The organism is Streptococcus sp. STC1396 (genome assembly GCF_058933875.1).
Genome location: NZ_JBZYCU010000008.1, coordinates 1 through 11,864, shown reverse-complemented (window position 1 = coordinate 11,864; position 11,864 = coordinate 1). Strand labels below are relative to the sequence as shown.

Genomic DNA, 11,864 nt, shown 5'->3' with positions numbered 1-11,864 from the left:
GAAACTGACAGTATGGAAATTTCAGTATTAACAGATGTTGGTCAAAAGCGAACAAATAATCAGGACTATGCCAATTATTTTGTAAATCGTGCTGGCAAGACCATGATCATCTTGGCCGATGGTATGGGGGGGCACAGAGCTGGTAATATTGCCAGTGAAATGGCAGTAACAGACTTGGGTGCCGCATGGGTGAATACTCAGATTGACTCGGTGAACCAAGTCCGTGAATGGTTTGCAGAGCACTTGGAAGAAGAAAATCGGCGCATTCACCAATTTGGTCAGGATGAAGAGTATAAGGGCATGGGGACAACTCTGGAAGCCTTAGCTATCATTGGTAATCAAGCTATTTATGCCCACATTGGTGATTCACGGATTAGCCTGATTCGTGGTGAGGAATACAGCCAGTTAACTAGCGACCATTCCCTTGTTAATGCTCTTCTAAAAGCCGGACAGATTACACAAGAAGAAGCAGAACGCCACCCGCAGAAGAATATTATCACCCAGTCAATTGGTCAAAAAGATGAGGTGCAGCCCGATTATGGTATGGTAACCTTGAAAGATGGTGATTATATACTGCTAAACAGTGATGGGCTGACAAACATGATTTCAGGAAGTGAGATCTATGACATCGTGACCAGTGACATCAGTCTGTCTGAGAAAACTCAAACGTTGATTCGCTTTGCCAACAATGCTGGAGGATTGGATAATATCACAGTCGCTCTGGTTCGTTTTGACAAGGAGGATGAGGCATGATTCAAATCGGCAAGATTTTTGCCGGGCGATATAAAATCATCAAGCAAATTGGTCGAGGAGGCATGGCAGATGTCTATCTGGCCAAGGATTTGATTTTGGATGGTGAGGAAGTTGCAGTAAAGGTTCTCAGGACCAACTACCAGACAGATCCTATTGCCGTAGCGCGCTTCCAGCGGGAAGCCAAGGCGATGGCTGATTTAGATCATCCTCACATTGTCCGGATTTCCGATATCGGAGAAGAAGACGGTCAGCAGTATCTGGCCATGGAATATGTAGCAGGACTTGACCTCAAGCGCTATATCAAAGAAAAATCTCCGATTTCAAACGAAGAAGCGGTTAGAATCATGGGACAAATCCTTTTGGCTATGCGCTTGGCGCATACGCGGGGGATTGTTCACCGTGACCTGAAACCACAAAATGTGCTCTTAACCCCAGATGGCAATGCCAAGGTGACAGACTTTGGGATTGCTGTGGCCTTTGCTGAGACAAGTCTGACCCAGACTAACTCTATGCTGGGCTCGGTCCACTATCTTTCGCCAGAACAGGCTCGTGGTTCAAAGGCAACAATTCAAAGCGATATCTATGCAATGGGGATTATTTTCTATGAGATGCTTACAGGGCATATCCCTTACGATGGAGATAGCGCTGTAACGATTGCTCTCCAGCATTTTCAAAAGCCATTGCCGTCGATCATTGCGGAAAATCCCAATGTTCCTCAAGCCTTGGAAAATGTGGTTATCAAGGCAACAGCTAAAAAATTAACGGATCGTTATCAGTCTGTTGCTGAAATGTATGTTGATTTGTCGAGCAGTTTGTCTTATGAGCGACGGAATGAAAAAAAACTTGTTTTTGATGATGTTGCTAAAGCAGATACTAAGACCTTACCAAAAATTTCGCCAATTCCTCAGCCGACTGTTTCACCGACAAAAACCTCCATTCCAAAGACTGAGCCAACAGAAGTGAGGAAACCTGATGAAACTCCAGCTCCTGTAAAAAAGAAAGCACAGAAACACCATTTAAGAACCCGATATAAAGTCCTGCTCTTGGCGGTTTTCTTGGTTTTAGCTGCATTTGCAGTTCTGATTTATAACAGTCCTTCGAATACCACCGTTCCAGATGTGGCAGGTCAAACTGTGGCAGAAGCTCGGGCGACTATTGAAGCTAAAGATTTAGTAGTCGGAGAAGAAAAAGAAGAAAACAGTGATTCGGTTGCTTCCGGTCATGTCATTAAGACGGATCCTCAGGCAGGAAGTCAGCGGCGGGAAGGTAGCAAAATAAACCTCATTATTTCTAAAGGCCCCAAGAACCTTATCATGGCGGATTATACAGGTCAAAAATATTCAGCAGCAGTTGAAGATTTGAAGAATAAAAAGGTTTCCGAAAAATTAATAAAAATTGAAGAAGTGGAATCAGAAGATTATGATCCAGGAGTTGTTATCAGTCAGACACCAGCAGCTGGGGCAACGTACGATTTATCTTCAAATACTCAAATTACCCTGAGAGTTGCAAAAGAGACTAGCACTGTAGAAATGCCAAATTTTGGCAGTCTTCAGTACACTTATGCCAATGCTCGTTCTTACTTAATCGAGATGGGAATTCCGTCTTCGAATATTGAGCGGGTTATTGATCGCTCGGTGGCTTCTAGTCAAGCCGATTTAGTGACCTCGCAGACACCAGCAGCCGGACAAAGTGTTAGTCTAAAATCAACAAAAATCACTCTCTATGTGACAGATGGTACTACTGCAAGCTCTTCAACGAGTTCATCAGAATCGTCATCTAGTTCTCATAGTCAATCAGATGATGATGCACAATCCAGCTCTACTTCATCGTCGAGCAGCAGCTCTAGTCGTTAATAGTTTTCATACATCACTTATGATCATTTTTCTTTGGGCATAAGTGATTTATTTTTTTATTTCGTGCCTCAGACGGAGGTTTTTCTTTTTATTTTTGTTAGAATAGAGAGGTACAGAAAGGAAAAGGCTATGTGGAAAGTTCAATTATTCATCTTTGTTGAAACAATCTTATTGTCTATGGCCCTTATCACCATGTTGGCAGCAGATTTTTCGCGTGTTGTTATCATTATGGTCCTTTTTCTCCTGCTTTTATATTATTATTTTGGTAAACAAAAAGGGAATTTTTTATTAGTGGCATCAATGATTATGCTGTTTTTCATTATTATGCTCAATCCTTATGTGATTGCAGCCCTTTTGTTTGCAGTTATTTATGGTTTGATGGTAGCTTACCCATATATTTACAAGGAAAATCAGGAAAGTTATCTAGTTTTTGAAGAAGATGTCGAAATTCAAAGGGATAAAAATCGTTGGCTGGGAGATTTGCAACATTTTTCAAAAGATAATTGTCAGTTTCATGATATTAATCTTTTGCGGTTGATTGGAAAAGATACTGTCCATTTAGAAGATGTTATTTTAGCTAATCATGATAATGTGGTGATTATTCGTAAGGCCTTTGGGGATACCCGAATCATTGTGCCGCTTGATGTGGAAATCCAGCTTCAAATGAATACATTGTACGGGGATTTAAACTTTCTGAATCATCCATCTCGCAAGTTGCGCAATGAAACGATTTCCCTGACAACGCCAGATTATAAGCGAGCGAGTAAAACTGTAAAAATTGTGTTGGTCAGCTTTTTAGGGAATGTGGAGGTTGTCAGAAAGTGAAAAAAACAAGTTACTTGGTCATTTTTCTCTATACCTTCTTTGTTCTAGGGATCATCTTTCATTACATTTTTAATATTTTTAATTTTGAATGGCAAAAGCTCCTAAACAATCTAGAACTTCTGCAGTCTTTTATGTTTTTTGTTGTAGTTCTAGGTCTATCTCTGACTGTTTTATTGATTGCTGCAGCAAAGTTTCTTCAGTTTCTATCCGTTTCTCAGGTTAAAAAAAATGTAAAATGCATTTTAGAGGGCAAAGCTTTAGAAGCGACCGGTCAGGCAGAGCTGGACTATTCTTTACTTCAATTGGAAGAAAAAGTGCATATTCTAACCGAAAATTTGCAGAAGTCTGAGAATCAGTCTTTGCAGGTGGAGGAGAAGATTGTTGAGAAGGAGCGCAGGCGGATTGCGCGTGATTTACATGACACGGTTAGTCAGGAGCTGTTTGCAGCCAATATGATTCTTTCAGGTGTCGCTGGAAATGTGGAGAGGCTTGAAAAAGAAAATCTCCAAGAGCAGCTAAAGGGAATTGCTGACATTCTGGATACAGCACAAAAAGATTTGCGGATTTTACTCTTGCATTTACGGCCGACAGAGTTGGAAAATCGAACTTTAGTAGAGGGCATGGATGTTTTAATTAAGGAATTAAGAGATAAGTCGGACCTGACTGTCCAGTTTAAACATGAGGTTGCCAGTCTCCCCAAGCAGATTGAGGAACATATTTTCAGGATTATCCAGGAAATGATCAACAATACCTTGCGTCATGCTCAAGCTAATCGTTTGGACATCTATCTTTATCAGACGCGAAATGAATTAAAACTCAAGGTTTCTGATGATGGAATCGGCTTTGAACCAGCTACTTTGGATGAACTGAGTTATGGTTTGAAAAATATTGAGGATCGAGTGTATGATATGGCTGGCAGTCTAAAAATTTTGACAGCTCCGAAAAAAGGATTCTCTATCGAAATCTGTGTTCCGTTATTAGAAGGGGAAAAAGATGAAAATATTACTAGTGGATGACCATCAAATGGTCAGATTGGGTTTAAAAAGCTTTTTAGAATTACAGGAAGATGTTGAAGGAGTAGCAGAAGCCACTAATGGCAGAGACGGAGTCGAAGCAGCCTTGGCAAGCCGGCCCGATGTAATTATAATGGATATTGTCATGCCGGAGATGAGTGGCATTGATGCCACCTTGGCTATCTTGAAAGAATGGCCAGAGGCAAAGATTTTGATTTTGACGTCTTATCTGGACAATGAAAAAATCTATCCAGTGTTGGATGCTGGTGCTCGTGGCTATATGCTGAAGACCTCCAGTGCTGAGGAAATCCTCCACGCAGTCAGAAAGGTTGCAAAAGGTGAATTTGCCATTGAAACAGAAGTCAGCAAGAAGGTTGAATACCATCGAAATCATATAGAGCTTTATGAGGATTTGACAGCGCGGGAGCGGGATATTTTGGGGCTTTTAGCCAAGGGCTATGAAAATCAGCGGATTGCTGATGAGCTCTTTATTTCCTTGAAAACAGTCAAGACGCATGTGTCCAATATTTTATCCAAGCTGGAAGTGAACGATCGAACCCAGGCAGTCGTCTACGCTTTTCAGCATCACCTTGTTCCGCAAGACGATTTTTAATGATATAATAGAAAAGATTAAATTGAAAGAGGAAAATATGGAAGCAAAATTAAAATATAAGGCAAAAAAAATTAAGATTGTTTTCTTTGATATCGATGATACCTTGCGGGTCAAGGAAACGGGCTTCATTCCAGAGTCAATCAAAGATGTATTTAAGCAGCTGAGAGAAAAAGGTATTCTGACGGGAATTGCTTCTGGTCGTGGTATTTTTGGAGTCGTTCCAGAAATTCGTGCCTTGGACCCTGATTTTTTTGTCACTTTGAATGGTGCTTATGTTGAAAATCGAAAAGGGGAAGTCATTGCTAAAACGGTCATTCCACAAGAGTGTGTGGAATCCTACATTGCATGGACCAAGGAAGCGGGGATTGATTACGGTTTGGTAAGTAGTCATGAAGCGGCTTTATCCGTCCGCAATCCTATGATTTCGTCAGCAATTGATATCATATATCCAGATCTGGCTGTCAATCCCGATTTTTACAAAGATCGTGAAATCTATCAAATGTGGACCTTTGAAAATGTAGGAGATAGTTTGCAGTTGCCAGAGGATCTAGCCTCAGCTCTGCGCTTGGTTCGCTGGCATGAGCATTCATCGGATGTTGTTCCGACAGAAGGTTCAAAGGCAGCTGGTGTTGCTAAGGTGGCGGAGCATCTAGGCTTAAAACCTGAGAATGTCTTGGTTTTTGGTGATGAGCTTAATGATTTAGAGTTATTTGACTATGCAGGTATCAGCATTGCTATGGGGATTTCTCACAAAAAGCTGCAGGAAAAGGCAGATTTCATCACAAAAACAGTAGAAGAAGATGGTATTTTTTATGCTTTGGAGGAGTTAGGAATGGTAGAAAAAGAGTTGAATTTCCCACAGGTCAATCCTGAAGCGGTTGAAGGATCGGTTGCAAAAATCAAGACTAATCATGGGGATTTGAAGATCAAACTGTTTCCAGAGCAAGCGCCCAAAACAGTTGCCAACTTTATCGCTTTATCAAAGAATGGGTATTATGACGGAGTGATTTTCCACCGGGTTATCAAAGATTTTATGATTCAGGGTGGCGATCCGACTGGTACTGGGATGGGTGGCGAGTCAATTTACGGTGAGCGCTTTGAAGACGAGTTTTCACCGGAGCTTTATAATATCCGAGGCGCTCTATCAATGGCAAATGCTGGACCAAATACCAATGGTAGTCAGTTCTTTATTGTCCAAAACAGCAGTCTTCCTTATTCAACCAAGGAATTGACTCGGGGAGGATGGCCTGAGACAATTGCTGAAATCTATGCTAGTAAGGGCGGGACACCGCATTTGGACCGTAGGCATACTGTATTTGGGCAGTTAGTAGATGAGGCTTCTTATGAAGTTTTGGACAAAATCGCAGCAGTTGAGATAGCTTCAATGGATAAACCGCTTGAGGATGTTGTTATTGAGACGATTGAGGTTATAGACTAATGAAAATCGGAGATAAGTTAAAGGGCAAAATTACAGGGATTCAGCCCTACGGTGCCTTTGTTGAACTAGAAAGCGGTCTGATTGGCCTCATTCATATTTCTGAGATTCGGACGGGCTATATTGATAATATTCACGATATTTTAAAAATCGGGGATCAGGTTCTCGTGCAGGTGGTGGATTATGATGAGTTTTCTGGTAAGGCCAGCCTGTCAATGCGGACTTTAGAGGAAGAAAAGCATCGCTTACCGAGACGACATCGCTTCTCAAATGATCGTTGTAAAATTGGTTTTGCGCCCTTAGGAAAGCAAATGCCAATCTGGATTAAGGAAGCCAAGGCTTTTCTAAAAGAACAAAAAGATTAGAAAAAAATCCTACTCAATTTGGGTAGGATTTTTGGTACACTATTTTCACGATTAGGCGTCAAATTCATAGAGGGCAGTAGACAAGTAGCGTTCTCCATTATCAGGTGTCAGAGCAAGAACTTTCTTACCAGCTCCTAGTTTTTTCGCGACTTCAATGGCTGCAAAAATAGCTGCAGCAGATGAAATTCCCACTAAGAAGCCTTCCTGACCGCCAATATAGCGTCCCAATTCCAGTGCTTGATCAGAAGTTACGCGGACAATACCGTTGTAGGCTTCTGTATCCAAGGTCTCTGGAATGAATCCAGCTGAAATTCCTTGGATTTTGTGGGGGCCTGGTTTTTCTCCAGAAAGGATAGCAGATTCGTCTGCTTCGACCGCATAGACTTGGATGTTTGGATTCGCTTTTTTTAGAGCATGAGAGACACCAGAGATAGTCCCACCAGTTCCGACACCACCAACAAAGGCATCCAGTCCAGTTTCACCGAAAGCAGCGACAATTTCTGCTCCTGTTGTTCGTTCGTGAACTTCTGGATTGGCTGGGTTGTTAAATTGTAGCGGCAACCAGCCTTTGCGCTCTTGGGCGATTTCTTCTGCCTTGGCAATAGCTCCTTTCATTCCTTCGCTACCTGGAGTCAAAACTAGCTCTGCCCCATAGGCTTGAATAATCTTGCGACGCTCTACACTCATAGTCTCTGGCATAACAATGACAACCTTGTAGCCTTTAGCTGCTCCAACCCATGAAAGGCCAATGCCTGTATTTCCGCTGGTTGCTTCAACGATAGTATCGCTAGGATTAATAAGGCCATCGCGTTCAGCTGCCTCAATCATGCTGAGAGCAATCCGGTCTTTGACAGAAGAGCCAGGGTTGAAAGCTTCTAACTTTACATAAACCTCAGCTGCTCCTTCAGGAACGATATTATTTAGTTTAACAATTGGTGTCCGTCCGACCAATTCTGTGATATTTTGATAAATGTTTGCCATGCTTCCTACCTCAAATACTTTAATGAAACTAGTATAAGATGAAAGCGGCACTTTGTAAAATATAAAAAAGCTATGGCCATGATAAAAATTTTTTATCACCAAGCCTAGCTTTTTAAATTATTCAACTGTTAAGGGAATTTCAACCTTGCGCAAGCCCTGATCATCAATTTGGATTTTGCCGTTGAAAAATTCGACTAATTTCTGTTCTAGTGGTTCTTTTTCCTGCTTGTCGATATAGATGGTTGTGGCAACTAGATCTGTGAATTCTGTGTCGAATTCGATGAGATTTTCAGCTTTCAAAAAGTTATCGAAGTTTTGGTACTGGCTGTAAGACATTTTAAGGCGCAAGCCGGCTTGTTCCTTGATTTCGATCAAACCGATTTCTTTAATTGCCAAAGCGACGCTGCCAGCATAAGCCCGAATGAGCCCGCCAGCTCCTAGTTTGATCCCGCCAAAATAGCGCGTGACCACAAAGCAGACATTAGTCACCTGGTGATTTTCCATGACACCGAGCATGGGAACGCCCGCTGTACCGCTGGGCTCCCCGTCGTCACTGGTTCGTTTGATTTCACTTTTCTCTCCGACAATAAAAGCAGAGCAATTATGAGTGGCTTTATAGTGCTCTTTTTTGATGGCAGCAATAAAATCTCTAGCTTCCTCTTCTGAGTAAACGCGCTTTGCATGGCAAATGAAGCGGGATTTCTTAATTTCTTCTTGGGCTTGGCCGTCTTGGCTAATTGTTCTATATTCCATAGTTTTATTGTACACAAAAAATTGGATTTTTCCAAAAATTTTACGAATAAAAAAGTATGTTAGAAAGAAAAGATTGCCTAGGTAGGATATTTACAAAAGATCAGCTCAGCCCTGAGCTGCGCTTGCAAGCCCAGCAGATGCCCAGTATGCGAGAGGAAAGGAGGAAGTTGTTTTGCGGCCGCTGTGGCACTCAAGTGGACAAAGAGCATCATAAGTTACCGGTTAATGCCTACTATTGCAGAGAATGTCTAATTTTAGGGCGAGTACGGAGTGACCAGCAGCTCTATTATTTTCCACAGGAAGACTTTCCAGAAAATCAGGTACTCAAGTGGCAAGGACAATTGACAGAGTTTCAGAGGAAAGTTTCTCAGGGACTGTTAGAGTCAGTTGCTCAAAAGCAGAATAGCCTTGTCCATGCGGTGACTGGGGCGGGCAAAACGGAGATGATTTATCAGGTAATCGCAGAGGTGATTGATCGTGGGGGAGCGGTTTGCCTAGCCAGCCCTCGGATTGATGTCTGTTTGGAGCTTTTTCGTCGCCTTAAGCTAGATTTTGCCTGCCCGATTTCGCTTTTGCATGGCGAATCCGAGCCCTATTTTCGCAGTCCTTTGGTCATCGCCACCACTCATCAGCTTCTTAAATTTTATCGAGCCTTTGATTTGCTGATTGTGGACGAGGTAGATGCTTTTCCTTATGTAGACAATCCTGTGCTCTACCATGCCGTGGAGCAGTCAGTCAAGGAGGAGGGAACGACAATTTTCTTAACTGCCACTTCGACGGATGAACTGGATAAAAAAGTCCAGAAAGGGGAATTAAAACGACTCAGTCTTCCTCGCCGCTTCCATGGCAATCCTTTGATTGTGCCCCAAAAAGTTTGGCTGGCAGATTTTCAAAAGTATCTAGCGAAAAAGAATTTACCGTCTAAACTGGAAAAATATATCGAGAGACAAAGAAAAACAGGCTTTCCTTTGCTAATCTTTGCCTCAGAAATCAAAAGAGGTCAGGAATTTGCGCAAGTTTTGGAGGAAATCTTTCCAGCGGAAAGAGTCGGTTTTGTGGCTTCAACAACTGAAAATCGTTTAGAAATCGTTGAAGAGTTTCGGAAGCGAGAAATTACCATTTTGGTCACAACGACCATCTTAGAGCGTGGCGTGACCTTTCCCTGTGTAGATGTCTTTGTTCTGGAGGCCAACCATCGTCTCTTTAGTCGTAGCGCTCTCGTTCAAATTTCTGGTCGAGTGGGACGCAGTATGGAGCGACCAACGGGAGATTTATTCTTCTTTCACGATGGGATGACCAGTTCCATCGAAAAAGCGATTCGTGAAATCAAACTGATGAACAAGGAGGCTGGCCTATGAGAAATTGCCTGTTATGCAGCCAAGCAGTCGAAGAAAATAGGACCTTTTCTTCCTTGATATTATTAGAAAAAGAACAGAATACAATTTGTAACCATTGTCGAGCAGGATTTGAAGCTATTTCTGCTATCCATTGTCCACGCTGCTGGAAGGAGGGAGGAGAGGACGTTTGCTCGGATTGTCAGGCATGGGAAGCGCAAGGCTATTTGGTTCAACATCAGGCCTGCTTTCTTTATAATGACTTGATGAAGGACTTTTTCAGCAAATACAAGTTTCAAGGGGATTATCTCCTGAGATTCGTTTTTGCAGAAGTTGTCAAAAAAGGTCTCAGAAACTTCAAAAAATATACTCTGGTTCCCATTCCAGTCAGTCCTGAAAAATACCAAAGTCGAGGTTTTAATCAGGTAGAAGGCTTCTTGCAAGCTGCTGGTTTGCCTTATAAACATTTGCTTGAAAAGCAGGATGTGCTTGCTCAATCCAGTAAAAATCGTGAAGAACGTTTAAAAAGTCAGCAATGTTTTAGATTGGCAAAAGATAGTCTTCTGTCAGATAAGATTGTGCTGATAGATGATATTTATACGACTGGTAAAACCTTACAATTGGCTCGAGAATTACTGCTGGAAGCAGGTGTGAAAGAAGTTTTGACATTTTCACTCGCAAGATAAGAAAATATTTGCAAAAAAGGAATGAAAGCGTTATAATGATATTGTAAATAAAACATTTATGTTTAGAAAGAAGGTACTTATATGCTTAAATATAGTATCCGTGGTGAAAACCTAGAAGTAACTGATGCTCTCCGTGACTACGTAGTTTCTAAACTTGAGAAGATTGAGAAGTATTTCCAAGCAGAGCAAGAACTTGATGCACGTGTCAACCTGAAGGTTTATCGCGAAAAAACGGCAAAAGTCGAAGTAACCATTCCTCTTGGTTCCATTACCCTTCGGGCAGAAGATGTTTCACAAGATATGTACGGTTCTATTGACTTAGTTGTTGATAAAATTGAACGTCAGATTCGTAAGAATAAGACAAAAATTGAAAAGAAAAATCGTAACAAAGTTGCAACTAGTCAGCTTTTCACGGACGCTTTAGTGGAAGAAGCTGATGAATCATCTTCAAAAGTGGTGCGCTCTAAACATATTGATCTAAAACCAATGGATGTAGAAGAAGCTATCTTGCAAATGGATTTGTTGGGGCATGATTTCTTCATTTATACCGACGTGGAAGACAATACAACGAATGTTATCTATCGTCGAGAAGATGGAGATATCGGTTTATTAGAAGTAAAATAAGTCATACAAGGCCGTCCGATTTGGATGGCTTTTTATCTGATAAATTGTAAAATATAGAAAATAAATATACTGGTTTTTATTAAGAAACTATCGCTGGAGTTTGATAGTTAGAAAAAAAATCGTTTACAGAGAATACTAGATTAGTAGTCTCTTGAAAGTTGTTTTCCACGTTTTTAACGCCCTTACAACGATATTCTAAGGCGGAATAAAAAAATCACAAAAAAGCAAAAAAAATGAGAAAAAAGTATTGACAAGAATTAGTTGAGGTGATATACTGATATAGTTGTCGCTTGCGAGGGCGACAAAGACCTTTGAAAACTGAACAAGACGAACCAATGTGCAGGGCACTACAACTGAGGTTGTAGTACTGAACAATGAAAAAACAATAAATCTGTCAGTGACAGAAATGAGTGAGAACTCAAACTTTTAATGAGAGTTTGATCCTGGCTCAGGACGAACGCTGGCGGCGTGCCTAATACATGCAAGTGGAACGCACAAGGTGCACCGTAGTTTACTACACCGTACTTTGTGAGTCGCGAACGGGTGAGTAACGCGTAGGTAACCTACCTTTTAGCGGGGGATAACTATTGGAAACGATAGCTAATACCGCATAAGATATCTTACTGCAT

The 11,864-nt window shown here is 41.5% G+C and carries 12 protein-coding genes and 1 rRNA gene; 11 read left to right on the top strand and 2 right to left on the bottom strand.

Annotation, left to right across the window (positions count from 1 at the left end; translation table 11 throughout):
- The first annotated feature begins 12 nt into the window (after window positions 1-12).
- The 7 genes from AC5FEC_RS03985 to AC5FEC_RS03955 all read left to right on the top strand — a co-directional run bounded on the left by AC5FEC_RS03985 (window position 13) and on the right by AC5FEC_RS03955 (window position 6,857).
- Window positions 13-753 (top strand): Stp1/IreP family PP2C-type Ser/Thr phosphatase, encoded by a 741-nt coding sequence (locus AC5FEC_RS03985; protein ID WP_493661377.1) that lies wholly within the window; start codon window positions 13-15, stop codon window positions 751-753.
- Window positions 750-2,606, top strand: a complete 1,857-nt coding sequence (gene pknB / locus AC5FEC_RS03980) for a Stk1 family PASTA domain-containing Ser/Thr kinase (protein ID WP_493661376.1) — start codon at window positions 750-752, stop codon at window positions 2,604-2,606. The genes AC5FEC_RS03985 and pknB overlap by 4 nt, the downstream gene beginning before the upstream one ends.
- Window positions 2,607-2,735: 129 nt before the next feature.
- A complete protein-coding gene (gene liaF / locus AC5FEC_RS03975) occupies window positions 2,736-3,431 on the top strand; it encodes a cell wall-active antibiotics response protein LiaF (protein ID WP_148881019.1) in 696 nt (231 codons plus the stop codon).
- Window positions 3,428-4,447, top strand: coding sequence for an envelope stress sensor histidine kinase LiaS (locus tag AC5FEC_RS03970; RefSeq protein ID WP_493661375.1), 1,020 nt, complete (start codon window positions 3,428-3,430; stop codon window positions 4,445-4,447). The genes liaF and AC5FEC_RS03970 overlap by 4 nt, the downstream gene beginning before the upstream one ends.
- The gene (locus AC5FEC_RS03965) at window positions 4,425-5,057 is read left to right on the top strand and encodes a response regulator transcription factor (RefSeq protein WP_493661374.1); all 633 of its coding nucleotides are present in this window, start codon (window positions 4,425-4,427) and stop codon (window positions 5,055-5,057) included. The genes AC5FEC_RS03970 and AC5FEC_RS03965 overlap by 23 nt, the downstream gene beginning before the upstream one ends.
- Window positions 5,058-5,094: 37 nt before the next feature.
- Complete coding sequence (locus AC5FEC_RS03960) at window positions 5,095-6,495, top strand: bifunctional Cof-type HAD-IIB family hydrolase/peptidylprolyl isomerase (protein WP_493661373.1); 1,401 nt, start codon at window positions 5,095-5,097, stop codon at window positions 6,493-6,495.
- Window positions 6,495-6,857 carry a S1 RNA-binding domain-containing protein gene (locus tag AC5FEC_RS03955; protein ID WP_015605261.1) on the top strand — a complete coding sequence of 121 codons (363 nt, stop codon included), beginning with the start codon at window positions 6,495-6,497 and terminating at the stop codon, window positions 6,855-6,857. The genes AC5FEC_RS03960 and AC5FEC_RS03955 overlap by 1 nt, the downstream gene beginning before the upstream one ends.
- Before the next feature lie 51 nt (window positions 6,858-6,908).
- Here AC5FEC_RS03955 and cysK read toward each other — a convergent pair whose 3' ends face one another.
- Both cysK and AC5FEC_RS03945 read right to left on the bottom strand, forming a co-directional pair.
- Window positions 6,909-7,838 (bottom strand): cysteine synthase A, encoded by a 930-nt coding sequence (gene cysK, locus AC5FEC_RS03950; RefSeq protein WP_493661372.1) that lies wholly within the window; start codon window positions 7,836-7,838, stop codon window positions 6,909-6,911.
- A 117-nt stretch (window positions 7,839-7,955) separates the two neighbouring features.
- A complete protein-coding gene (locus tag AC5FEC_RS03945) occupies window positions 7,956-8,591 on the bottom strand; it encodes a YigZ family protein (RefSeq protein WP_493661371.1) in 636 nt (211 codons plus the stop codon).
- A 56-nt stretch (window positions 8,592-8,647) separates the two neighbouring features.
- Here AC5FEC_RS03945 and AC5FEC_RS03940 point away from each other — a divergent pair, with 56 nt between their 5' ends.
- The 4 genes from AC5FEC_RS03940 to AC5FEC_RS03925 form a co-directional block, all read left to right on the top strand.
- A complete protein-coding gene (locus AC5FEC_RS03940) occupies window positions 8,648-9,949 on the top strand; it encodes an ATP-dependent helicase ComFA (protein WP_493661370.1) in 1,302 nt (433 codons plus the stop codon).
- The gene (locus tag AC5FEC_RS03935) at window positions 9,946-10,611 is read left to right on the top strand and encodes a ComF family protein (protein ID WP_493661369.1); all 666 of its coding nucleotides are present in this window, start codon (window positions 9,946-9,948) and stop codon (window positions 10,609-10,611) included. The genes AC5FEC_RS03940 and AC5FEC_RS03935 overlap by 4 nt, the downstream gene beginning before the upstream one ends.
- An 81-nt stretch (window positions 10,612-10,692) precedes the next feature.
- On the top strand, window positions 10,693-11,235 hold the full coding sequence (hpf, locus tag AC5FEC_RS03930; protein ID WP_037617653.1) for a ribosome hibernation-promoting factor, HPF/YfiA family: 543 nt from the start codon (window positions 10,693-10,695) through the stop codon (window positions 11,233-11,235).
- Between the two features lie 425 nt (window positions 11,236-11,660).
- Window positions 11,661-11,864 (top strand): 16S ribosomal RNA (locus tag AC5FEC_RS03925); the annotation flags it as partial.

Coding starts and splice junctions, on each gene's coding strand:
- AC5FEC_RS03945 (WP_493661371.1), bottom strand. CDS start 8,591: ATGGAATATAGAACAATTAGCCAAGACGGCCAAGCCCAAGAAGAAATT.
- liaF (WP_148881019.1), top strand. CDS start 2,736: ATGTGGAAAGTTCAATTATTCATCTTTGTTGAAACAATCTTATTGTCT.
- AC5FEC_RS03940 (WP_493661370.1), top strand. CDS start 8,648: ATGTTAGAAAGAAAAGATTGCCTAGGTAGGATATTTACAAAAGATCAG.
- hpf (WP_037617653.1), top strand. CDS start 10,693: ATGCTTAAATATAGTATCCGTGGTGAAAACCTAGAAGTAACTGATGCT.
- AC5FEC_RS03960 (WP_493661373.1), top strand. CDS start 5,095: ATGGAAGCAAAATTAAAATATAAGGCAAAAAAAATTAAGATTGTTTTC.
- AC5FEC_RS03935 (WP_493661369.1), top strand. CDS start 9,946: ATGAGAAATTGCCTGTTATGCAGCCAAGCAGTCGAAGAAAATAGGACC.
- cysK (WP_493661372.1), bottom strand. CDS start 7,838: ATGGCAAACATTTATCAAAATATCACAGAATTGGTCGGACGGACACCA.
- AC5FEC_RS03955 (WP_015605261.1), top strand. CDS start 6,495: ATGAAAATCGGAGATAAGTTAAAGGGCAAAATTACAGGGATTCAGCCC.
- AC5FEC_RS03985 (WP_493661377.1), top strand. CDS start 13: ATGGAAATTTCAGTATTAACAGATGTTGGTCAAAAGCGAACAAATAAT.
- pknB (WP_493661376.1), top strand. CDS start 750: ATGATTCAAATCGGCAAGATTTTTGCCGGGCGATATAAAATCATCAAG.
- AC5FEC_RS03965 (WP_493661374.1), top strand. CDS start 4,425: ATGAAAATATTACTAGTGGATGACCATCAAATGGTCAGATTGGGTTTA.